The sequence below is a fragment of the Paenibacillus sp. N3/727 genome, assembly GCF_022637315.1.
GTDB lineage: Bacteria > Bacillota > Bacilli > Paenibacillales > Paenibacillaceae > Paenibacillus_AQ > Paenibacillus_AQ uliginis.
Map to the genome: position 1 here is coordinate 1,214,454 of NZ_CP093336.1, position 23,321 is coordinate 1,237,774.

Below are 23,321 nucleotides of genomic sequence, written 5' to 3' on the forward strand. Positions count from 1 at the left end.
CGGCGTACCATGACGTCGGATGACCATATCAGGACAATGTAACGTCAGGGTTTACGGTAATCTCGAACGCCCGATGCCAGATATAGTTCGGGTTCTCATATGCAGTTGAGGCACTGGCATATTCCACATAGGACCATGTCCCCCCGCAGATTTGGCGGATACTGCATGAGGCAGAGGCTGGCGACTGTCCAATTCGGAAGGCATTCTTGGACGCAAGAGTTTCGGTGTGTGTCTGCACTCGATCCCGTAAGACATCAAGTACATAATTATAATCGCTCTCTGAATTGAAGAGCAGAAAATTCGCATCAGAGTATGGAATGTTCGTATATAGAGTATTAGCTCTGGAATACTGCCGAATCTCTCCAATGGTCAACGTCTTATAATAGTAGTCTTTCAAGAAACGCTTGAACAAAAGTGAACCGTGTGCGTTTACCGCCGCATCAAGGGCTGCGGATTGTGTCTCTGTGATTAGGTACGCATACCGGGCTTGCCCCATCCCGATTGCAATTCCGATTTTATTGCCGGCTGTATTCCAACCACTGTATCCGAGAATTTGTCCTGTGGATGGACTGCTGAGCAGCGCCTCTGTAACTGCGGAGTTCGCGGCACCTCCGGCGACGAAATCAATGACGACAGTCAGAACACGGTTCGAGGCATTGGATTCAATTCGACTTACCGCGCTGGATACCTGATTCACGTCTGTTACAGCAATGATCTCTACATCAGGGCAATCACTAACCAGCTGGCCGCCTACAATATCCACGTGATGACTGATATTTTCATGCACACTCATATATTCGTAAGGGTTAATGATTGTGGAACCATGAGGTCCGAAGTATTGTACTGTATATCTCGGTTTAGCTTCTACGTTTAATAGATGGTTGGCCATACGGGCCATGAGTGAATGGCCTAGGCCGTCCGCGTCAGGAAGAATGATAGCACGGTCAGGATTTTGTCCGTCCGATCCCCCCAGACAAGCTGTAATATAACCCTCCACAAAGTTGATCTCGTTGGCCTGAACGCCTTGCGTAGAGGAGTCATCGACACCAATCGCAAGAAAATCAATATAGCCTAATCGAGCAAGCTGATCCAGGATGTAATAGTTCGATTTGAATTTGTGGCGACGAGCTTCATAATAAAACTCCTTGTTGAAGGTGGTTGTGCTTTCGTATGGAGTGCCGTCCGGTTTTATGTCATAGCCATTCAAAATTCCGTTGAAATCACACACTTCTTTACGCGGTTGTTTCATGAAGCTGCGGGATTCATCATAAGCGTTCTGGAATACACCTTCAACATAAGTGGTTGTAGCCAGACGCATAATCGTATCCAGAACATAGACCGGTTTACTCGGACAGGATTCCTTAACCAGACGAATAGCATCCAATAAATTGGTTGTGGAAGGATCGTAGTTGGGATAACTTCCGCTCCCGCTGCTCCGCAGCCGTCTGCTTCCGATTAATCCTCCATAGGCAAGCATGTCTGCCGAAATAATAAAGCCGTCAACACAGTCTGCGTGATCGAGAATGAATTGGCGGATGTTCGGCATGTTTCCAAAGATCGGTGAAGAAGTGCTTTCCAGAATGGAGCCTGATGCTGTTTTTTGTGAATCCAAACGGTTCGTAATATCGCTAATAGATGGCGTAATAACTTCGATTCCGGCGGATCTTCCTTGGACAATAACATCATCCAGGTTCACTGGACGATCATCTAATGGCACATACAGTACTTTTTTCATAAAAACATCTCCCTTTATCATTTATTGATAGGCCACTTGCAAAAGGGAAGTGAAGAAATCAAAACGAGCCTCTTCCCAAGTTCATTTATTATTTCTTTATTGCGGGTGCCTTCACCTATATAGGTAATTCTTATATACAAATTACAACCGTTAGGATTAATTTTTTTAAAATCAGTAATTCCTGTGGAAATTCAATAGTAAATAGTGGTATATTGTTAATTAATAAGAACTAGCGTTCTTATTTTGTTGTGGTTAGTCTAATAAGATTGAATTAACCGAAATAGAAACTTCAACGGAGAAGGCGGAATTATTCTGGAGAAACGTTAGTGGTCGCCTTTGTCCCCGGATTTCAACGATTGAATAAACTTATAAAAGAAATCCGGGGGCAACAGCGATTGGAAGAATAATCTGCATTCATAGTGATGCTGGCTAAGAATCTTAATTCATCTTATATAAAAATGAATCCAAACAGAGGTGATTGTACAATGGATAAACAGCAGACGGCCTACGAACGTCTTAAGGTCCAGGTTGACCGTATTGGCTGGAGAATTCAATATCGTGCCAAAACGATTAGAAAACGAGAACATTCCTTCTACGATTTAGAATATATACGAACGGCTGTCTCTTTTACAGATGGCTCCGAGAATCGAATGATGATTGAACAACTCATCAATACGCTACCTCCTCAAGGCAAGTTGATTATCTATAAACTTTATATACAAGATCAGACCGAATCCGAAGTTGCCCGTCAATTAAATATGAGCCAACAGGCGGTGAATAAATGGAAACGAAAAATGATAGAGCAGTTGTCCCAGACTGTGAGCTCCTAGCATTGGTGCGTGCAGTACAACAAGATGATCCGGAAGCGATAGTGCAGCTGTTAGATTTGTTTAAAGAGGATATCGTTCGTGCCAGTCAATTCATTCAATTGCCCCAAGAGGATGCCGTATCGGAGATTGTAGTGGAGCTTCTGGAATATATCAAGAACAGTGTAGAATAACCATAGATTCTTCCAACCTTGGATGTTTTGTTATGGCTTTGATTTGACTCGACCCGTTTCTTATAAATCAGACATGATAGAGGAATACATAGAGCTTTTGCCCGTGTAATGCGGGAGAGGCTCTTTTTTTAATTTTTTTGACTAAACATAATTAAGACTCCATTTTAGTTGATGAAATTACGATAAAAGATATAGAAGGAAGTGTCGTTTAGAGGCTGGGAAAATAGAATAACTTAGATAATGCGAGGAGACCATTAGTATGAATGAAATTCAGGAAGTTGAGTTGCTTAGAGGGAGACCACGCAAATATAAGAAGCGGAAACGAAAAAAATTAGAATATGGAATGGAGGTAGAATCGAATTTCAACTGGAAATTAATAATTTATGCTGTTTTTTCTTTAATAATTTGTTTTGTAATTTTTTGGTTAGTTACATCTACATCTGCATTAGATAGTCTTAAAAAGTTGTTTATTTTAGGGTGAGTAAATTTAACCTCATCAAGATTTAATTGGCAGGTGTAAAAATTATCTATAGTATTACTTATATTGAAATGTTATACTAAATTATGGATGTTGTGAGTGTTAATGTTTTATTGGAGGTTGTTTGATTTGATACATACAACCACGATACGATCAGAACTGGAAAGTTACCTGCACAGGACCGGGCTAACGATTAATCAATTTGCAGAGAAATCTAAGGTTAACTCCGGGACGATCAGTACGATCATCAAGGGAACCAGGCCGATTGCCATGCAGCAGTTGGACCGCATTGTACTTTCTATGGGACTTCCTGAAGGCAGCTTTTATGAATTATATGTAGATGAATGCTTTGTTCAATCCCCCAATTGGCGGCGTTTGCGTCCATTTCTGTACCGCTGTGCCGAATTGGACAAGCTTGAATGTATTCAGAGAGTCGTTCACCTCATGATGGATAACCTCTCTTACATACCAGCGCTTTTTGATACAGCTGAGGATTTCTTCAACCAGGGCAAGCTTGGAGCAGCGGCTATTATTTATGAGAGTATTACCGAAAACGAGAAATATCAGCATTCCGAGCGGCTAGCCCTTTGTCATTATCGATTATTCACAATCTCATTAGGTCATGATCAGGAACAGAATCTTCGGGCAGCTACCAGATTTGAGGGTTTTGTCGAGCGACTGGATGTTATAGACCAGCTTGATGCGCTAAAGGATTTGCTTAATATGTACTTTTCTCTCAGACAATGGGATAAAGTGGATGAAATGGCCGCTATGATGGGGAGGAAGGCATTAATCCAATACAATTATAAGTATGAAATGGCAAGAAGGAGCGATCAGCATCGAGAGCCTAAACATCCGTTGTTTCTTTATATCGTATATTCTCATTTAATGCGTGCGGCTGTCTGTGATGAACACGGCGATTATGAACAGGCCTTGAAGTATGTTACATTGTATTCCGATATGAGCTGGGTGAGAGAGGACACTGAAGAGGCTCAGCAGTTGATAGAGAAGTTCAAAATGTGGGCTACGGCGAACACTTACTTATATCATCTTATGATGGGAAAGATTGAAGTCCTTCAGGAATATGTAGCGTTTATTGAATCACAAGAAAATGAAATTATTCATGCAGTAACTAGAATTCTTCAATCAGCAAATCGCTTTGATTTTAATATAGACGATATATTGCAGAAGTTTGAATTACAAATTACTATGTATATCGATAAAAAAACAAAAACAAGGGCCATCACTCATCAAGTGGAAGCAGATCGGTATACATTTATTTTAACTGAACTGGCGTCTTATTATTTAAGCAAAGAGAAATATGAGGATGGTATAAAGTGTGTACTGATTGGGCTGGAATCAGCTATAGAAATTCATAATGATGATGCGATCCTCAAGTATGTAAGACTATTTGAGCTGTTCCGACATGCGGCATCCAAAGAAGCACAACATAGATACCATATTTTAATTAGTGAGGTGCAAAAGAAATGAAAAGAAAAATTGTTGTACTGTTGGCTACTGCTCTTGTAGTTATGTCGATTGCGATTCCTGTAAGTGCTTCTCCTGTAAGTACTTTTCCTGCAAAGCCTCCTATCCAGACATTTAATCATGGCGCTGGAGATTGTTAATTTTCTTACCAGACAAATGTTCAAAATAATATTAGATCATTTGCCAGCCGAATCCCGGCTGGCTTTTTGTTTCCAAACAATGATAGGTCATATTCGATCATCTATTAGATAATGCAATACATCTATTAATCTATATTTTTACATTATATCCTAAAATATTACATAAGGAGGTGGCGATCAATGATACATGACGAAGTCATACGGCAGCGAATAGAGGAGTCTAGACAACTGCTGTATCAAATGGAAATGCAGTATGGTTTGCGGCACCCCAAAGTGCTTAAACAATCTATGGATTTAGACGAACTGATTAATCGATATTACAGGATTAAATATAGAGAAGGCATGAAGCCAATTGCTTAGAACAAACAAATAATTTCCTTATAATATGGGGTTCGAGTATCTGGTTTAATCTACGGGCCCCTTATTCATAAATGGTCATATTTATATTGGCTCAAAGCTGAAATTAGCGGTTAATATATCTCCTTAAGCGCGAAACGAGCCCTAGAAGCGATTCTAGCGGCTCGTTTTTCTTTGATAGAATTAATCGTATTACCAACCACCCTCACCATGGCTATTCGCGGAATAGAGGATTTTTGGAATTGAAGTTGATTGATCAGCTGAACTTATACTAACTGGTAAGATAAGGACGACTACTAAACTAATGATGAATGATAGCGCCACTAATTTTTTCTTCATCTGGATTATAAACCTCCTTCATAATTGCAGCGTATTTTTGAAGATCGGAATTATCTAACTTGCGTCGGATATTCTCTATCATGCTGCAGCACCTCACCATATTCGCTGTATTGTTAATTTTAAACGAGATTACCAAACTTTCCAATATATATTTAAAACCTTTTTTTATATTATCTTTATTCAAATAATATAAACCGACATCGGTTAGAAAATTTGCAAAGCGATCGTCCATAATATGAACTGTGTAACTACCGATAGTTCCTGATAATTCGAGTTGATCAGATATAATATCTTCAAACCTTTCAAGATACTTATCAATATCAAAATGATAGCAATTTGCTGCTTGAACGATTTTAAATAATGCCCTTAGTATCTCATCTTTTCGGGAAGAGATATATTCTACATACTCATCAAGTATAGTAGTATTACCTGTCATTATTCTATAAAGATAACCGTTGCCTATAGCCCATTCCCGGAACTGATCTTTTGTAAGTTCAGCTAATTCATCCGTTTCTATAATCCAGCTCTGATCCTCATAACATGATACATAATAAAGTGCCTCCTGGTAATCGCCGTTTTCAGCAGATATTGCACCTAACAGCAAATCGGAGTACAAAATGTATCCAAACAATGGTTTTTTCGGCTCTATGTGTTTTCCGTTACGTTTCTTTCTGTAATTCTTCTGCTCATAAAGATTTCTGGAGATACGCCCCATTTCTTGTGCGTAATATCTTGCTTTATTCCACTTGCGTAAGGACAGAAATATGTTTGTTAAATCTTTCAGAGCATCTAATTGCTCTGCTTCACTAAGGCGTGAGACATAGGATTCAAACTGTACTGCGCACTCCAGATTATTTTCCTGGTCCTTATTTAAGGAGCATGTAAATATCCTGTATTGACACAAAGCCAACCGCTCAGCGTGTTGGTATTTTTCACTTTCGGCAACTGTCTTATAAATAATTAATGCTGCTTCTTTATTTTCGTCTTGATATAGTGTTTCTGCACTATCGAAGAGCAAAGAAGAATAACTTAGATTATCCATCATCATACCAATAACTTGATCAATACATTCTAATTTACCTAGTTCAGCACATCGCATGATAAACGGCCCAAGTCGTCTCCAGTCAAGTGATGATTGTATAAAACATTCATCTGCATATAAAGTATAAAAGTATCCTTCTTCCAATTTCATTGCTCTTGTAATTAAATCAAGGTTTGATACGGAAATGGATTGATTGCCATTGATGATCCTACTAAGAGTTCCTGAATTGATTCCCGATTTATCTGCGAAGGAAGAGATACTAATATTTTCTTTCTTTATGTAGCGTCTTAACTCTGCACTGATCGTCTTGTCTGCAGGCATCAAAGATACCACCCTCCAGATATAAACCCAATATTTCCAAGAAATTATTCATATAAGTAAGTTTATGCATAAATATACCAGCGGTCAATATTTATCTGTTTTGATGTATTTATACAATCATTGAAGAGCAGTTTATTTTGGGTAATAGTGTATTGTTATTTATTTCATGTGAGCCCTTGTCATTTCTCGAGACTTATTTTATTATATGTTAGACAGCTTAACAATAAAGGTGGTTTATGATTAAAGATGAGTAAAATAAATGATGCACTTGTAAGTTGTGTTAAAGAAATGAATGAAGCCGAGTATGTGATCAACGCGCTGCTGCTGCACGAATATCGATCGTTATTAGATGATGAGATTTCGACCAAACAGGCATTGCTGCTGGAGCTGATTCATAAACATCAGAGAATGACCGTCCGGGAAATTGCGGATCAGATGGAGGTGTCCTCTAGTGCTGTAAGCCAGATTATTGGCAAGCTTGAGAAAATGGGGTACGTGAAGCGGGAGATTAATCTCCAAAATCGGCGTGAAATTATTGTGCAGATAGGACCGCAAGGAGTCACCTATTTTGCCAAGCAGGATAAGGTGGAGAGAGAGATTATTGAACGGTTTTATGCGAAAATGGAGTTTGAAGAGGTGCAGCAGCTCCTGCAATTAACACTTAAGTTAAAGGAAATTGTGGAGCAGGAATTAAGCAGAACATAATTTTTTTTAACATATATGTTAGTTTCCTTAATAATTAATTTCACTTACTAAATTCAAGGGAGAGTTGGAAATGAAATTGAAGAAGCAGCAGTTAGAGACGCTATTTAACGCTTTACATGAACAAGAACAAATGAACGGAGCGATATGTGTAGCCGAGCAAGGAGAAATTTTGTATCAGGGTGTATTTGGATATGGGGATTTAACGAGCAAGAGAAAGCTGACGCTTGAGTCCGTGTTCGAACTGGCTTCGTTATCCAAACCTTTTACTGCGGTAGCAATCATGCTATTGAAAGAGCAGGGGCGGCTAGCCTATGACGATTTTATCGAACGATGGCTTCCCGATTTCCCTTATCCCGGCATTACGGTACGGCATCTGCTGAACCATACTTCAGGATTGCCCGATTACATGGACCTGTTCCAGGAGCATTGGGATCATACACAGATTGCTATGAATGAAGATGTGTTAAACCTGTTGATGGAGCATAAGCCGGAGCGTTATTTTTTACCGAATGAACAATGGGAATACAGCAATACCGGGTATGTCCTGCTGGCATTGCTTGTGGAACGAATTTCGGGGCTGAGCTTCGCCGAATATATGGACACATATCTGTTTCGTCCACTAGGCATGCTGAATTCGCGGGTATACAACCGAAGATATTCGAATGTGAAAATCTCCGGATATGCTTATGGTTATGTTTACGATGCGATTACGGGTGAATATGTGCTTCCGGAACAGCTTTTGGAGACACAGTATGTGATCTACCTTGATGGCATTCAAGGAGATGGAACGGTGAACTCTACGGTAGGGGATTTATTAAAATTCGATCAAGCTTTATATTCGGACACAATATTAAGTGAAGAAACGCTTAAACAAGCCTTCACGCCGGTCCAGTTGAATAACGGAGAAACGTATGATTACGGCTTCGGCTGGATTCTGGAAAAGAATGCGGAAAAGGGGACGACCGTTAGCCATAGCGGAGGATGGCCGGGGTATGCGACACTCATGATTCGTTATATCGATGAGAGCAAAACGATTATATACCTAAGCAATATGGAACAGGATTATGAATCTGAGCAAAGTATTATTGCAGCAGTTCAACATATTTTATTCGACCAGCCTTTTGAAATTCCGGAACGTCCCGCGAAGAGAAGAGCAGTACAGGTTGATCCGAAAATATATGAGCGCTATACAGGTTCTTATCTCCTCAGTGATGGCAGAACTGCACGGGTTACTGTAGAGCAGGACCGTTTGTATCTTCAGGCTGACAGACAAATGCGTCTGGAGCTATATCCTTCATCGGAAGTAAGGTTTTTTCTCCGGTCTTTGCCGGTGGAGGTGGAGTTCGTTGTAGATACGCCTGCCAAAGCTTCTAAATTTATTGTTTATGAAGAAGACGGAACAGAGGATCACGCCATTCGGGCGGAGTAATGTAGGAAGGAACAAGAGCCCTTCATAAGTTCTATGAAGGGCTCTAATATCATGTTTACATCAAGCCTTTTTCTTTCAAAAAATCACGTGCAACGCTCTCAGCCTTAAGGCCTTCAGAATCTACTTTTGCGTTCAAATCTTGCATGATTTGTTCATCTAATACACCTTCGAGTTTTTTTAATGTACTTTCCAGTTCTGGATACTTCACTAAGACATCCTCACGAATGATTGTTCCCGCATGGTATGGAGGGAAAAAGCCTCTATCATCTTCTAATATTACTAAATCATGAACCTTGATTTGACCTTCTGTAGCGAAAGCATTAATAACATCGACTTGCCCATCAGTCAGTGATCGATACATAATTCCGCGGTCCATCGCACTGACCTTCTTAAAGCTCATTCCATAGGTCTTTTCTAGTCCTGGATATCCGTCTGGGCGATCCTTAAATTCGAATTCACAGCCCAATACCAACTCATTCGCCACTTTCGCTAAATCACTAAACGTTTTCAGGTTATACTTCGCAGCCGTTTCTTTACTTACTGCTAAAGTGTATGTATTATTAAAGCCGAAATTTGCAGGAAACGACAACTTATCTTTTTTCACAAGTTCAAGTGTCATGTTCAGTGTCTCTTCCGCAGTTCCTGTCTCTTGTTGATAATAGTTAGCTACGATGGTACCTGTATAATCAGGATAGAGTTGGATATCATTGCTTTTTAAGGCCTTCCAAGCAATATCGGATCCCCCTAAATTCACTTTTCGCTCTACAGCCAAATCGGTATTCTTCTCGATTAAATCTGCCATCATATGTGCCAATAGGATATTCTCGGTAAAGTTCTTAGAGCCAATAGTGATGGTCTCTTTACTTTCTTTGCCTGAACTGCATCCAATCAATGAAATCATAAGTACTGATATCAAACTTAATACAAACCATTGTTTCTTCATGTTTCTCGTTCTCCCCTTTTATTTCGTATTCTTTAAACCTCTTGGTGTTGTCCATTTCTCCGTTACGCCTAATAAGAAATCCAGGATTAAAGCGAGAATTGCAGCCGGTACAGCACCGAGAAGAATAAGAGCATCAATATTTCTAGATATACCCAAGAAGATGAAATCCCCTAGACCACCTGCACCAATAAAGGCTGCAAGGGTTGCCGTACCCACATTAATAACCGTAGACGTACGAATCCCTGCCATTATGACAGATAGCGCTAACGGGAGCTGGACTTTAAACAAAATCTGCATATCTGTCATCCCCATGCCCCTGGCCGCTTCGATTGTAGCAGCATCCACATCCTTAATTCCTGTATACGTATTCCGAATAATCGGCAATAACGAATACAAGAAGAGGGCAGCGATGGCTGTATTGATGCCAATTCCAAATAGAGGGATCATAAAACCTAACAGTGCTAAGCTGGGGATCGTTTGCAGAATACCGGCTCCACCAATAACCCAACTTTTTAACGAAGGAACACGAGACACTAATATGCCTAAAGGTACTCCTACAATAATGGCAATCAGCATAGAGATTAGAACAAGCTCGATATGCATTCCTATTGAAGCCAACAGATCTTCCCATCTTGAGCTAAATTGCTGAATGAGTTGTTCCCACAGCGTCTGCTTCATTGTTCTCCTCCTTACCGGCCCAGTGCCCTGCAAATGTTGTTAATAGACTCGCTCTTGTTACAACCCCAATGACATCCATTTCACTTGTTACGATAGGGATGATACCGTGTTTGGCATCATCAATAGCAATTAGTGCATCTTTTGCAGTTGCCGTCTCATCTAGGTAAAATTCAGAATCCATGATTAGTTCTTGAATTGTAGATATAGATTCCATGCGCGCCTGCAGATCGTATGCCGACACGATTCCATTAAATTGTCCTTGATCATTGACAACAATTAGCGTATCTGTTCTTCGCTTCCTCATTTGAGCAAATGCTCTGGATGGGGATAAGTCAGGTGTAGCAACAGCCGGGTTCTCACGCATAATATCTTTGACAGTAATAAATGCAGGATTCTGATAGATTCGATTCTTTCCAATAAATTGTTCAACAAATCCATGGGCAGGCTCATTAAGCAGCTTCTCTGGCGTATCCATCTGAAGCAACATTCCATCTTTGATTACGGCGATGCGATCGCCCAATTTCAGCGCTTCATCCATATCATGCGTAACGAATACAATGGTTTTTTTGAGAGATTTCTGCAATCGCAGCAACTCATCTTGCAGTTGTTCTCTCGTAATGGGGTCCAGAGCTCCGAACGGTTCATCCATGAGAATGACTTCAGGATCTGCGGCTAATGCCCGAGCTACACCAATCCTTTGTTGTTGGCCTCCAGATAATTCACGGGGATATTTTTTGGCGAATTGGTTGGGGTCTAATCCAATAAGTTGCAACAATTGTTGAACACGTTGATGTTTTTGTTCTTTACTCCAACCTTTTAGATGGGGAATTAATGCGATGTTCTCTTCAATGGTATAGTGAGGAAAAAGTCCAACTTGTTGTATGACATATCCAATATTTCTTCTTAATTCAACAGGATTAAGTCGAGATATATCTTGGCCTCTTATGGAAATCGTCCCCTCCGTATGGGGAATTAATCGATTCATCATTTTCATGGTCGTTGTCTTACCGCAACCACTCGGTCCAATCAAGACGATGAACTCACCTGCTTGAATTTCAAAATTCATTTTTTTAACAGCCTGAGATCCGTCTGCATACGTTTTACATACATTTTCAAACTTAATCATAGCATCATGCTCCTTCATTCTGTGGTGCACCCCCCGTGGCTAGAAACGTTTTCAATACTATAACAAAGAAAAATTTAACTGACAACCCACATCTATCAAATAAGTTGTTAGTATAATTATGGGAAAATTCATTTTTTTCTGTGAAAATACAAAAAAAACACAACCACCATGGTTGTGTTTTCTACCGTTATTGTTGATTAATAAATTGTGTTGTTCTCTGATGGACTTGACCATCGCCCACAACAATCAATACATCATTTTCTCGTAAAATCACGTGAGGTCCTGGTGATATTGAGATGTCGGTACCTCTTCGTAAAGCAATGATGGTAGCCCCTGTCTGTTGCCAGAACTCTAAATTTGCAATGGTCTTCCCCACGACATGTGAAGATTCACTCACGTTAATCTCAATCGGATGGTATGGCTTTAGATTCTGAAGCCGATCCGAAAAATTAATAATCCCGGATATAACTTTTTCAAATTTATGATCAATTTCCTTTTTCTGCTCCAGCAAATTTTCTAGATCTTGCTTTAAGGAGTAGACGGTTTTTAAATAATTATTTTTGGTTAAATAATCCAACGCTCGCTGATCTGAAATAACAATGATTTCTTTCCCTTGCGAAACGGAGACGATATCCTCTTCTTTTAATAAATTAATGGACTTTCGAATTGTTTCTGGGGATACATGATATTGACTAGCCAGTAATGACCTACCTGATATTTTACTTCGAACACCAAATTCACCACTCACGATTCTTTGCGCAATATCAAGCGCAATTGATTTGTAACCAGCGATGTCTTGCACGATGATCCTCCTGCCATTATGAATTGCAATATCCTGTACTATTATAGCAGTTTTATTATACTCTGTATGTCATGTGTTTTTATTATGTTGGCATGATCTTGTAGATACGTTTGATGTGAGCAGGGTGGAGTATGAATCTCATTTCTAGTTGTAACTTAGGCTTGGCGTATTGTTTGAAGTGATGCCTGAGGTTTGTTAACATATATTTAACTATATCACTAAATATTGTTATTATTTTGTAATTCATCTTCTTATTTACCTTGATATAATTTCTGCTAGGCACAATGAAAGGGGCACAAGGAAATTGAAAAAAGAAATTGGTACATTGTTGTTGTTGAGTGCAGTTTTGCTTTCGGGATGTGGTACAGATAAGCTAGAAACGGTTACGCAAGGGTCAGGCGAATCTCCCAATAAACAGGTAACAACGCAGCCTGAGCAAGAGACTGATGCTAAATTGATTAAGGCTTCAAAAAATGAAGAAGTAAAACTTTATGCTACTAAGGAAACGAAGAATGGAGTTAAAGGGGTAACCTTAAATATTAATGGAAGCCAAAAAGACTTTGATTGGAAATCCCCTGGTGATACGGGAACTGAACCGCAGGTGTTCTATACGGATGTTACAGGTGACGGGAAGGAAGAAGCTGTAATTATCATTCAGACTGGCAGAGGGACAGGCTTAGATAACTTTGATATCCATGTAGTTAATGCCCAGGATTTATCCGAAATTAAAGTACAAAGTTATGAGGACATTGTTGCCAGTCAAATTGAATCACAAGTTGCTAAAAATAAGGATGATACTTTAGCAATTACTGTTAAAACGCAAGGAAAAGAATATAAGTTCGATTATGGTTTTGATCCAGCGCCAGATTACAATCAAGATGAGCTTGGTTTCGGCGGTATAGTTATTTATACATTGGAGAATCAAAAAATAAAATTAAACATCTCGGGATCTGTTGGCGTATCCCCCACATATGTGTGTGAGTTCAATGTCACATATAAATTCGATAGTGCTAAGAATGAATTCGTTGTTGATCAAATTGAAGTTAAACCAATTGAAAAATAAGAAAAGGCTGACCAATATAAATTGGTCAGCCTTTTCTTATTTTTCTTTAAGATATGTGCTGTATTTAACGAGCGCCTCAAGCTGCTCACTTTCCAAGTAGGTGTAGTTCTCTTCGCCACCATATCCTGCATCTGCAATGACCGTTTCGCATATGATCTTCTTTCATCCAAGTCGCATCTTTGTCGGTCTTACTAAAGCTATTTCGATTCCCTAAAATGCCTTCGTATTTTTCATATTTTCGTAGACGAGGCAGCAAGTTCTTTCGGAGTGCGCGAACCGCTTTCTTAAGCGGTTTGTCCTTTGGTTTCATTTGTAGTCTTTCTTCCAGCTGTTTGACCGCATTCTCCAGTTTTTCACTTGTGATTTCTGCCGTTTGGCCATTCGCTAAGATCCTGACTGCAATGCTCCCAGTCTTGTTGTTTCTGGTTGTGTGGTAACTCCACTTTACTAAAGAACGGTTTCTTTTTGTTTAAGTTTTTAATGTGGGTGTGCACGATGTAGCGGAGAGGACGAAGCGATTCCGGAGAAGCGTTAGCGTCTGCCTAAAAGCTTTCCAAAGGAAAGCTCGCATCGAAAGCATACGCTCTTGTCCCCGAATTTTTTCCGCTAAGAAATAATTCAAAAAATTCGGGGGCAAGAGCGGTTGGAGGAACGATTCGTACGTGTAGCGTCTCACAACAGAGAAAAGGGATGCTCTTAGGTCAATGGACCTTTTGGGACATCCCCGTAGTTCCATGCTTATAGCAATAGCGATGGATAAGTTAAGTGTCAAAGAATATGAAATAATTCTTTTATTCACACCACATTTTGCAGCAGCAAGGATCCTGGCAGATCGAGCCGGTATCCTTTGACAAGGGTTTCTCCATTGGTCGTATCCGTTTCATAGGCGCGTTCAAAGCCGAGCTTCTCGTACAGCTTCACAGCGGAGGCCATCATGTCGGAGGTATGGAGATTCAGGGTGGTTGCGCCGAGCTGGATGGATCTGCGTGCAGCCTCCTGGATCAGAAGTGTAGCAATCCCGAGTCCGCGTGCGAATGGAGATACGGCGAGCAGACGGATAATTGGAGAGTTGATTCCCATTTCCGGCTTCCCGTAAGCGGCTTCCGAGGAGAGGAAGAGCTGAACGCTGCCGACAATTTCGCCAGCGAGTTCCGCCACGATGCGGGCATACGGAGTATTTCCATATGCAGAGTTCCGTATCGAATTCCGATACTCCTTCCACCGATCCTGCGGCATATCAAGAGCATACTGCTGATAGGATTCCAGCATTATTTCCGCTACGGCTTCACGTTCCCAATCCTGTGCATCCCGTATAATCACTTTTTGTACTGAATTCATTCCTATCACTCCCTTTTCGGTAATTAAGTCTCAAGAAGATGGTGCAATACCCCAATAAGTTGGATTCAGTATATCAGCTAATACCAATTAAACGCATTGGAAAACAGAAATATTAATGGTGACATTAAAAAATTCTATTAGGATGATTCATTACAGGACATCGAGAAGCACGAAATATCGATTGACAATAATTTGCCAACTACCTAAGATAAGGATAATTTATAACCGAACGCCGCGTTAAAACCATCTATATTTATTGGAATAGTATGGTTATATTCATATTTCCGGAGGTGTTACCTTGAACATCGAAAATATCGAGGCCTTTGTCTACATTAACCACTACGGAAGCTTTAACAAGGCGGCGGATGTTCTGTTTCTATCGCAACCAACGGTGACTGCACGTATCCAGTCGCTGGAACGCGAGCTTGATTGCAGGCTGTTCGACCGTTCGGGTAAACAGATTCATCTGACGGACAAAGGCAAACAGTTTCTACCTTACGCCCAGCAAATTCTCCAAACTTTCCAAAAAGGAAAACATCATCTTCAATCCAAAAGAGCGATGCCTAATGAGCTCAGAATTGGAAGCACTGTCTCGGTATCCAATTACTTAATGCCTCATCTTCTCATGGTTCTAAACCGTCGTTATCCGGATATCAATTTCAAATTGACCACAGCCCCAACAGAAGTGCTTGCCGGTAAGCTGTCTGCCAAGGACATTGACTTTGCCTTCGTCCGCAAGCTGATGAATCCGGCATTTCAGTCCTATCCTTTCTTTGAAGATCCCATCCGCTTATACGTATATAAAGATCATCCGCTGGCTTCTGCCGAAAGGGCATCGATCCGTGATTTAAGGCATGAGACGCTTGTATTTTTCGAGTGCGGTTCCCTGGACTGGCTACGGATTCACCGGGTATTTGAGAGTCTGGAGCAGCCGCCGAATATTGTCTTTCAGGTGGACAATTCCGAAACAGCCAAGAAGCTGGTCTTGGGGCGGGCGGGGATCTGCTTTCTTCCGGGGCTGTGCGCTCAGCAGGAGGTTGATGAGGGCAGGTTGATTCCGGTGGATATTACCGAGACGGCGGGCATTTCCGTGCAGACAAATCTAATCTCCATGACCGGACAAAACACGGAGTTTCTGGAATCTCTGCTGGAACTCGGCGGTCAATTATCGTATTAACGAATTGTATGGATGAATAGAAAAACTCTATTAGACGCGTTTGACAATTCGCGGTAAAGTTAGTGACAACATTAATTCTTACTAAGCCTATAGGAATTGTTTAAATGTGGAATGAAGTGAGATTGAAAGGGGATGAGGTCGTGAAAAAATCATTCGTAGTAGCTGTCGTAATCATGCTGGCAGGGGTGATTGCCGGATGCGGAGCAGGTACAAAGAACGGGGAGACACTCAAGGATAGCACGGTGAACGCAGCTGAAGGAAATGTCAAAAAAATTGTAGTCGGTACAGGCACGGCCTTTCCGAAAATTTGCTTTATCGATGAGAACGGAAAGCTGACCGGCTTTGACGTTGAGCTGGTCCGGGAGATCGATCAACGTTTGCCGGAGTACGAATTTGACTTACAAACCCAGGAATTTTCGAATCTGCTGCTAAGTCTGGAAACGAAAAAGATTGACTTTGTAGCCCACGAAATGGAAAAGAACCCAGAAAGAACGGAGAAATACTTGTTTAATAAAGAACCTTATGCCTACTGGAAAAACAAAATCATCGTCGGCAAGGACAATAATACGATCCAATCTTTGGATGACCTGAAGGGAAAAAAGGTGCTGACCGGGGCGACCAGCGCGGCAGCTCAGATATTGGAGAATTATAACAAGGAAAATAACAATGCGATTAACATTGTCTATCAGAACGGTGCGGCGAATGATACCGTCAGCCAGATTACGACCGGCAGGGTGGATGCAACAATCGGCTCGGACTTTGCATTGCCGCTTATCGATCCGCAAGGCAAGCTGAAAACAACTGGCGATCTTCTAACGAAGGCGGATATCCTGTTCGTGTACCGCAAGGGCGATCCGGAAGGGCAGAAGCTGGCGGATGCGATTGATGGGGCAATCAAGGAGCTGAAACAAGACGGCACACTCGCTAAGCTGAGCAAGGAATGGCTGGGAGCCGACTTCACTTCGTTGGATAAATGATTGGATAAACCAGGAAAGGGGATGAAGACTTATGGGTGCACCATTCGATTTCTCTTTTATGCTTAGTTTTCTCCCCAAGCTACTGTCAACACTGGGTGTTACTCTACTGATTGTGGCAGGCTCGCTGCTGATGGGAATGATCGTCGGATTTCTTATCGCCCTTCCCCGTCTATACCTAATACCGGTGCTGAATACGTTCTCCAAAGTGTACATTTCGTTCTTCAGAGGAACACCGATCCTGATTCAACTGTTTTTATTTTATTACGGGCTCCCAGAGATTTTAAAGCTGGTTCATATTGACATGTCCCGTGCACCCGTGCTGGTATTCGTCATCCTGACCTATGGGCTGCATACTGGAGCCTTTATGTCAGAGATGATCCGTGCTTCGGTTACTGCCGTGGACAGAGGTCAGGTGGAAGCCGCGTATGCGATGGGAATGAAGGGGCATCAGGCGTTTGCCCGGATTGTCCTCCCTCAAGCCCTTGTCATCGCGGTCCCGGTGTTTTCGAACATGGTTATTGCTCTGCTGAAGGACACTTCGCTGGCTTTTACACTCGGACTCATGGAAATGACGGGAAAAGCACAGACTCTTGGCTCAATAACCCAGCATTTTATCGAAGCTTATCTCGCCTTAGCCATCATCTACCTGATCATCAGCTTCACACTTGAGAAATCGCTGCTGCTTGCGGAGAAACGGTTAATGAGACATGAGCTTCAGGACACACCAGTGAGAAGGAGATTCTGGATCCATAAGAAACTCTCCTACCGTCGCATGATTGCAGGTATGGGACCTAAAAAAGGAGGTGCAGAGCTGTGAAAATTGACCCCTCATTCATTTGGACGGCTTTTGTGAGCTTGATGTCTGCAATTCCGACAACACTGCTGATTACCGCCGTGTCTGTCACGGCCGGATTTATCATCGGGCTGATTGCAGCATTTGTCCGGATCTATAGAGTTCCGGTGCTAAGCCAGATCGCCACCGCCTATGTAACCTTTATCCGTGGTACCCCAATGCTTACGCATCTGCTGCTGATCTACTTCGGTTTACCGATTCTGCTGGATATGGTATCCGCCCAGTTTGGCTGGAGCTTTAAATCGTCCTCCATTCCGATGATTGGCTTTGCATTCATTTCGTTCTCGATTACAGCGGGGGCTTATATGTCAGAAGTGATCCGCTCAGGTCTCCTTGCGGTAAACCGTGGTCAACTGGAGGCCGCATATTCGGTCGGCATGACGACGGCGCAGGCGCTGCGCAGGATCGTATTACCTCAGGCACTGGCTGTCAGCTTGCCTAATCTGTCCAATTCGGTTATCGGTATGCTTCATGGCTCCACACTGGCTTTTACCGTATCCGTCGTAGATATTAACGCTAAGGCGCAGATCGTTGCGTCGACCAACTGGAAGTTTTTCGAGTCCTACTTGGCGGCTGCAGCTATTTTCTGGGGACTAACGCTCCTAATCGAAAGGCTGACGGCGCTGCTTGAGAAACGAATCAATCTGTACAATCGGGGTGGGGTTGCATGATTAAGCTGACGAATATTTCGAAGTCCTTCGGCCGGAATCAGGTGTTGAAATCGATTGATCTGACGGTGAACAAAGGGGAAGTCGTTGTCATACTTGGACCGAGCGGGTCCGGCAAAACCACTCTTCTGCGCTGTGTGAATTATCTGGAGAAGCCAAGCGACGGTGAGATTACGATCGGGGATTATAAGCTCAGCTGCAAGCATGCAACGAAGAGAGATATCCATGCACTCCGTCAGAAGTCGGCCATGGTGTTTCAACAATACAATCTGTTCAAACACAAGACCGCTCTGGAGAATGTGATGGAAGGCCTGGTTATTGTGAAGAAAATACCGAAGGAAGAAGCAAGAGAGAAAAGCATTGCGCTGCTCGAAAAGGTAGGTCTTGCAGCAAAGCTGGATGCCTATCCGAGCCAGCTCTCGGGAGGACAGCAGCAGCGGGTTGGTATTGCCCGGGCACTGGCATTGGAACCGGATGTGATTCTGTTCGATGAACCGACATCGGCTCTGGACCCAGAGCTTGTGGGAGAGGTACTGGCGGTTATCCGCAAAATCGCCAAAGAAGGCATTACGATGATCGTTGTGACACATGAGATGGCCTTTGCACGGGATGTGGCAAACCATGTCGTATTTATGGACGGGGGCGTTATTGTAGAGGAAGGGACTCCAGTAGAGCTGTTCAATCATCCCCGAGAAGAACGGACGAGACAGTTCCTGAAGCGGATTACGCCTGAGTTTAACTATAGCATTTAGGAGGCCATTAGGTATGGGTATAACGATAAGCGTGCTTGATCAAAGTCCAATTTATCCCGGGGAGACGGCTTCGGAGGCGTTCGCACACACCGTTTTGCTTGCCCAAAAATCAGAGGAGCTCGGATTCCGGCGTTTCTGGGTGTCGGAGCATCATGATTCAGACCATGTGGCGGGTTCCTCGCCGGAGGTTCTGATCTCCTATCTGCTGGCCAAGACAAAGACCATCCGCGTCGGATCAGGGGGCGTCATGCTCCAGCATTACAGTCCCTATAAGGTGGCGGAAAATTTCAATGTGCTGGCTTCTCTCGCTCCAGGGCGTGTGGATCTGGGCATTGGCCGCGCACCCGGTGGCTTGCCACGAAGCACGCAGGCGCTGCAGCAGGGAGTACAGGACCATGCCTCCTTGACGGATAAAATCGTAGAGCTTGGCAGGCTCGTCCATAACCGTCTGGAGGAGGACCATCCGCTCTCAGGATTGCGTGCTGCACCCCTGCCGGAGACGGCTCCCGAGCTGTATGTGCTGGGGGCAAGCACAGGCAGTGCAGAGATTGCAGCCGGACTCGGCTTGCCATATGTGTTCTCCCTATTTATTAACGGAGATGAATCCGCTGCGTTGGAGGCGATCCGGACCTATCGGAGCAACTTTGACCGCTCCCATGGCACGGAGCCGCAGATCATTGTGGCGCTTTCTGTAATTGTAGCCGAGACGGAGGAGGAAGCGGTCGAGCTCGTAGGTCCACATAAGCTGGTGAAGATTCATCTTGAGAACGGTAGGACGCTGACGCTGAGTACAAGGGAACAAGCGGAAGAATTCGGTCGTCAGGCGGGTGAGTCTTATACGATAGAGGAACAGGAGCCTTTCATTACAAAAGGGACCAAAGAATCGGTCCGTAAGAAGCTGCTTAAGCTTCATCAGGCATCGGGTGTTGACGAGTTCGTTATCACCAGCAATATTCAGCCCTTTGATAAGCGGATCCGGTCATTCGAGCTGCTGAGCGAAGCTCTGGTTGAAGTGCCGGCTGAGGCGTAGCCCTTTCCCTCAAATCCGGAGGATTATTTCTAGGAGGTCTGACAAATGCCAAGCCATACATGTTCTACAGGAATAGATATCGACCGATTTATTGAAATCCGGCGCCATCTGCACCGGTATCCGGAGCTGTCGAATGAGGAATTCGAAACGACGCGCCGGATCCGGGACTGGCTGGGGGAGGCAGGGGTCCGGGTTCTGGATTATCCGCTTGCCACAGGAGTGATCGCCGAGGTTGGAGGGATTCAGGAGGGGCCTGTCATTGCCCTGCGTGCGGATATTGACGCGCTGCCTGTTCAGGAAGAGACCGGACTCTCATTTGCATCTACGATCTCTGGCAAGATGCATGCCTGCGGGCATGATTTTCATACGGCTGCCCTGATTGGAACGGCTTATGCCTTGAAGGAGCAGGAGAGTCAATTGAAAGGAACGGTCAGGCTGATCTTCCAGCCGGCTGAAGAAAAGGCAAAGGGTGCAAAGCAGGTTATTGATAGCGGGGCGCTTGACGGCGTACAGGCCATATTCGGCATGCATAACAAGCCGGATCTTCCCGTCGGGATAATTGGCATTAAAGAAGGCCCTCTGATGGCTGCCGCAGACGGCTTTGTCGTTGAGGTGGCAGGGAAGGGATCCCATGCAGCTGTTCCGGAAGCAGGCCTTGACCCGATTGTAACGGCATCACATATCATTACGGCTCTCCAATCGGTTGTCAGCCGGAATGTGAGCCCCCTGAAGAGTGCTGTAATCAGCGTGACCAAGCTGCACAGCGGAACGGCGTGGAACGTTATTCCGGATAAAGCGCTGTTTGAAGGAACGATTCGCACATTCGATGATGAAGTGCGGCTGCAGGTGCTTGGACGCTTCAGTCAGGTGGTGGAGGGCGTAGCAGCAGCATTCGGGACAACGGCCTCCGTCCGCTGGATCGAGGGACCACCGCCGGTGAATAACGACCCTGCGCTGGCAGAACTAGGGTTTGCTGCAGCAGCCGACGTCGGCTTTGAAGCGATCACGCCGGTTCCCTCGCCGGCTGGAGAGGATTTTGCCGTATACCAGCGTGAAATTCCCGGACTATTCGTCTTCATGGGGACTGCGGGTCCGCAGGAGTGGCATCATCCGGCTTTCGACCTGGATGAGAAAGCACTCCCGGTCAGCATAGGGTTCTTCACGAATCTGGCTGTACGTGCGCTGGAGCATTACCGCACAGGCAGGGAGGTGTCACTATAGCCGCCGTAAAAACCTATGACGTCATCGTTGTTGGAGCAGGCTCAATGGGGATGAGCACCGGATATTATTTGGCCGAGCGTGGAGTGCGGACGCTGCTGATTGACGCCTTTGATCCCCCGCACCACGAGGGCAGCCATCATGGTGAGCCTAGACTTATCCGCCATGCCTATAGCGGCGATCCCGTATATACGGAGATGGCAGTCTGCGCGCATCTGCTGTGGAACGAAGTGGAGGACTTGTCCAAGACGAAGCTGCTTGTGCAGTCCGGTGTCCTGAATATGGTCGACAGCAGCCTGTATTCCTTAAAGAATCGTGTTGCTCTAGCGAAGGAACAGGGGGTTCATCCCGAATGGCTGGATGCCGCAGAGATTCGCAGGCGCTGGCCGGAACTGCATATTCCAGATTCCTTCGAAGCGATGTATGAGCCTGCTGCCGGTTATCTTTACAGTGAGAAGTGCGTCGAAGCCTACCGTAAGCTGGCACTGGCCGAAGGGGCAGAGCTGCTGACCTATGCCAAGGTGCGGAAGATCAAGGCACATGAGGGCAGTGTCACGGTCTATACGAAGGACGGTGAATATCACGCAGGTGCGGCCATCCTGAGCGCAGGGGCCTGGTTCAGTGCTCTTTCCCCGTTTGTGAATCTTCCGATCCGTGCGGTCCGTAAAGTCGTGGGATGGTTTGAAACGAGCTCCCCTACCTTTGATACCGGCCGGTTTCCGGGATTCACGTTGAACACCCGGGAAGGCGGTTATTACGGGTTCCCAAGCATCGGCGGAGCCGGGCTCAAAATTGGCCGGCATGACACCGGTACAGACTGGTTCCCGGGTGAACCGCTGTCCCCGTTCGGCAGCTGTGCCGAAGATGAAGCCGATTTACGGCAAGTGCTCGAAGCTTACATGCCGGGAGCGGCGGGCAAGCTGAAGCGGGGCGCCGTCTGCAAATATGAAATTTCGCCGGACGAGGATTTTATTATCGACAGGCACCCGGAGCATCCGCATGTTCTGGTTGCGGGTGGATTCTCGGGGCATGGCTTTAAGTTCTCTAGCGTGGTAGGGAAGCTGTTGTCAGAGCTCGTCGTTGACGGGCAAACCAGATATCCGATCCAGCCTTTTTCGCTGGCCCGCTTTGATCAGCAAGTCCAACCTGAATCTAGTTTTGCATTGGGGGAGATCGAATGAGTGACGTCAATATCGAAGCCTTTATAAATACACATGAACAGCTGCAAGCGGCTGTCGATGGTCTGAGCGAGGAGCAGTTGAAATGGAAGCTGGCGCCAGAGGTATGGAGCGTGCAGGAGGTGTTGTCGCATCTGGTGGATCACAGCATCGTGATTTCTTTCCGGATTCGGGATATTCTTGCCGGTACTACGGTTCAGCTGCCGGGATTTAATCAGGACGCCTGGGTCAACGGTCAATACGCCAATGAAGGAGGCACGCCTGATATTCTGGATGCGTTCCATGCACTGCTGCATTACAACAGCCTGCTGCTTCGGCGTTTGAGCGCTGCCGATTTTGCGAAAACCGGCATTAATTTTAAAGGTGCTACCGTAAATGTCTCGGATATTATCGGCGGATTCACCCGTCACGTCCAGAATCATCTGGGTCAAATCGAACGTATTAAACAAGCTGCCGCTCCAGTGTGAGGAAAGGCAGCGATCAT

At 44.2% G+C, this 23,321-nt stretch carries 25 protein-coding genes; 18 read left to right on the forward strand and 7 right to left on the reverse strand.

Features of this window, described 5'->3' with window-relative positions:
* Positions 1–28: 28 nt before the first annotated feature.
* On the reverse strand, positions 29–1,735 hold the full coding sequence (locus tag MNQ98_RS05405) for a DUF4127 family protein (protein ID WP_241932263.1): 1,707 nt from the start codon (positions 1,733–1,735) through the stop codon (positions 29–31).
* Between the two features lie 485 nt (positions 1,736–2,220).
* On the opposite strand from MNQ98_RS05405, the gene MNQ98_RS05410 reads away from it, so the two are divergent.
* From MNQ98_RS05410 to MNQ98_RS05435, 6 genes are all read left to right on the forward strand, one after another.
* Positions 2,221–2,565 (forward strand): sigma factor-like helix-turn-helix DNA-binding protein, encoded by a 345-nt coding sequence (locus tag MNQ98_RS05410; RefSeq protein ID WP_241932264.1) that lies wholly within the window; start codon positions 2,221–2,223, stop codon positions 2,563–2,565.
* A gap of 5 nt (positions 2,566–2,570) precedes the next feature.
* Positions 2,571–2,735 carry a hypothetical protein gene (locus MNQ98_RS05415; protein ID WP_241932265.1) on the forward strand — a complete coding sequence of 55 codons (165 nt, stop codon included), beginning with the start codon at positions 2,571–2,573 and terminating at the stop codon, positions 2,733–2,735.
* 259 nt (positions 2,736–2,994) lie between these two features.
* A complete protein-coding gene (locus MNQ98_RS05420; RefSeq protein WP_241932266.1) occupies positions 2,995–3,216 on the forward strand; it encodes a hypothetical protein in 222 nt (73 codons plus the stop codon).
* Between the two features lie 126 nt (positions 3,217–3,342).
* Positions 3,343–4,704, forward strand: a complete 1,362-nt coding sequence (locus MNQ98_RS05425) for a helix-turn-helix domain-containing protein (RefSeq protein ID WP_241932267.1) — start codon at positions 3,343–3,345, stop codon at positions 4,702–4,704.
* Positions 4,701–4,841 (forward strand): hypothetical protein, encoded by a 141-nt coding sequence (locus MNQ98_RS05430; protein WP_241932268.1) that lies wholly within the window; start codon positions 4,701–4,703, stop codon positions 4,839–4,841. The genes MNQ98_RS05425 and MNQ98_RS05430 overlap by 4 nt, the downstream gene beginning before the upstream one ends.
* A gap of 180 nt (positions 4,842–5,021) precedes the next feature.
* Positions 5,022–5,201, forward strand: a complete 180-nt coding sequence (locus MNQ98_RS05435; protein WP_241932269.1) for an aspartyl-phosphate phosphatase Spo0E family protein — start codon at positions 5,022–5,024, stop codon at positions 5,199–5,201.
* Between the two features lie 298 nt (positions 5,202–5,499).
* Here the strand turns inward: MNQ98_RS05435 and MNQ98_RS05440 are convergent, their stop codons facing one another.
* Complete coding sequence (locus MNQ98_RS05440; RefSeq protein ID WP_241932270.1) at positions 5,500–6,900, reverse strand: helix-turn-helix domain-containing protein; 1,401 nt, start codon at positions 6,898–6,900, stop codon at positions 5,500–5,502.
* A gap of 246 nt (positions 6,901–7,146) precedes the next feature.
* Here MNQ98_RS05440 and MNQ98_RS05445 point away from each other — a divergent pair, with 246 nt between their 5' ends.
* On the forward strand, positions 7,147–7,605 hold the full coding sequence (locus tag MNQ98_RS05445; protein ID WP_241932271.1) for a MarR family transcriptional regulator: 459 nt from the start codon (positions 7,147–7,149) through the stop codon (positions 7,603–7,605).
* A gap of 70 nt (positions 7,606–7,675) precedes the next feature.
* A complete protein-coding gene (locus MNQ98_RS05450) occupies positions 7,676–9,034 on the forward strand; it encodes a serine hydrolase (protein WP_241932272.1) in 1,359 nt (452 codons plus the stop codon).
* Between the two features lie 55 nt (positions 9,035–9,089).
* On the opposite strand, the gene MNQ98_RS05455 is transcribed toward MNQ98_RS05450, so the two are convergent.
* The 4 genes from MNQ98_RS05455 to MNQ98_RS05470 all read right to left on the reverse strand — a co-directional run bounded on the left by MNQ98_RS05455 (position 9,090) and on the right by MNQ98_RS05470 (position 12,583).
* Positions 9,090–9,977 carry a glycine betaine ABC transporter substrate-binding protein gene (locus tag MNQ98_RS05455; protein ID WP_241932273.1) on the reverse strand — a complete coding sequence of 296 codons (888 nt, stop codon included), beginning with the start codon at positions 9,975–9,977 and terminating at the stop codon, positions 9,090–9,092.
* An 18-nt stretch (positions 9,978–9,995) separates the two neighbouring features.
* The gene (locus MNQ98_RS05460; RefSeq protein ID WP_241932274.1) at positions 9,996–10,655 is read right to left on the reverse strand and encodes an ABC transporter permease; all 660 of its coding nucleotides are present in this window, start codon (positions 10,653–10,655) and stop codon (positions 9,996–9,998) included.
* Positions 10,615–11,781 carry a betaine/proline/choline family ABC transporter ATP-binding protein gene (locus MNQ98_RS05465; protein WP_241932275.1) on the reverse strand — a complete coding sequence of 389 codons (1,167 nt, stop codon included), beginning with the start codon at positions 11,779–11,781 and terminating at the stop codon, positions 10,615–10,617. The genes MNQ98_RS05460 and MNQ98_RS05465 overlap by 41 nt, the downstream gene beginning before the upstream one ends.
* Before the next feature lie 187 nt (positions 11,782–11,968).
* A complete protein-coding gene (locus tag MNQ98_RS05470; RefSeq protein ID WP_241932276.1) occupies positions 11,969–12,583 on the reverse strand; it encodes a GntR family transcriptional regulator in 615 nt (204 codons plus the stop codon).
* Positions 12,584–12,887: 304 nt separating this feature from the next.
* On the opposite strand from MNQ98_RS05470, the gene MNQ98_RS05475 reads away from it, so the two are divergent.
* The gene (locus tag MNQ98_RS05475) at positions 12,888–13,646 is read left to right on the forward strand and encodes a hypothetical protein (protein WP_241932277.1); all 759 of its coding nucleotides are present in this window, start codon (positions 12,888–12,890) and stop codon (positions 13,644–13,646) included.
* 795 nt (positions 13,647–14,441) lie between these two features.
* Here MNQ98_RS05475 and MNQ98_RS05480 read toward each other — a convergent pair.
* Entirely contained in the window at positions 14,442–14,984 is a 543-nt protein-coding gene (locus MNQ98_RS05480; protein WP_241932278.1) for a GNAT family N-acetyltransferase, read from the reverse strand.
* 298 nt (positions 14,985–15,282) lie between these two features.
* Here MNQ98_RS05480 and MNQ98_RS05485 point away from each other — a divergent pair, with 298 nt between their 5' ends.
* The 9 genes from MNQ98_RS05485 (at position 15,283) to MNQ98_RS05525 (ending at position 23,304) form a co-directional block, all read left to right on the forward strand.
* Complete coding sequence (locus MNQ98_RS05485) at positions 15,283–16,161, forward strand: LysR family transcriptional regulator (protein ID WP_241932279.1); 879 nt, start codon at positions 15,283–15,285, stop codon at positions 16,159–16,161.
* A 140-nt stretch (positions 16,162–16,301) separates the two neighbouring features.
* The gene (locus MNQ98_RS05490; protein ID WP_241932280.1) at positions 16,302–17,138 is read left to right on the forward strand and encodes a transporter substrate-binding domain-containing protein; all 837 of its coding nucleotides are present in this window, start codon (positions 16,302–16,304) and stop codon (positions 17,136–17,138) included.
* A gap of 31 nt (positions 17,139–17,169) precedes the next feature.
* The gene (locus MNQ98_RS05495; RefSeq protein ID WP_241932281.1) at positions 17,170–17,955 is read left to right on the forward strand and encodes an amino acid ABC transporter permease; all 786 of its coding nucleotides are present in this window, start codon (positions 17,170–17,172) and stop codon (positions 17,953–17,955) included.
* The gene (locus tag MNQ98_RS05500; RefSeq protein ID WP_241932282.1) at positions 17,952–18,662 is read left to right on the forward strand and encodes an amino acid ABC transporter permease; all 711 of its coding nucleotides are present in this window, start codon (positions 17,952–17,954) and stop codon (positions 18,660–18,662) included. Before MNQ98_RS05495 ends, MNQ98_RS05500 begins: the two co-directional genes overlap by 4 nt.
* Positions 18,659–19,411 carry an amino acid ABC transporter ATP-binding protein gene (locus MNQ98_RS05505; protein ID WP_241932283.1) on the forward strand — a complete coding sequence of 251 codons (753 nt, stop codon included), beginning with the start codon at positions 18,659–18,661 and terminating at the stop codon, positions 19,409–19,411. Before MNQ98_RS05500 ends, MNQ98_RS05505 begins: the two co-directional genes overlap by 4 nt.
* Positions 19,412–19,424: 13 nt before the next feature.
* A complete protein-coding gene (locus MNQ98_RS05510; RefSeq protein WP_241932284.1) occupies positions 19,425–20,441 on the forward strand; it encodes an LLM class flavin-dependent oxidoreductase in 1,017 nt (338 codons plus the stop codon).
* 45 nt (positions 20,442–20,486) lie between these two features.
* Positions 20,487–21,662 (forward strand): M20 peptidase aminoacylase family protein, encoded by a 1,176-nt coding sequence (locus MNQ98_RS05515; RefSeq protein ID WP_241932285.1) that lies wholly within the window; start codon positions 20,487–20,489, stop codon positions 21,660–21,662.
* Positions 21,663–21,706: 44 nt separating this feature from the next.
* Positions 21,707–22,840 carry an N-methyl-L-tryptophan oxidase gene (gene solA, locus MNQ98_RS05520; RefSeq protein WP_241932286.1) on the forward strand — a complete coding sequence of 378 codons (1,134 nt, stop codon included), beginning with the start codon at positions 21,707–21,709 and terminating at the stop codon, positions 22,838–22,840.
* The gene (locus MNQ98_RS05525) at positions 22,837–23,304 is read left to right on the forward strand and encodes a DinB family protein (RefSeq protein ID WP_241932287.1); all 468 of its coding nucleotides are present in this window, start codon (positions 22,837–22,839) and stop codon (positions 23,302–23,304) included. The genes solA and MNQ98_RS05525 overlap by 4 nt, the downstream gene beginning before the upstream one ends.
* The last annotated feature ends 17 nt before the right edge of the window (positions 23,305–23,321 follow it).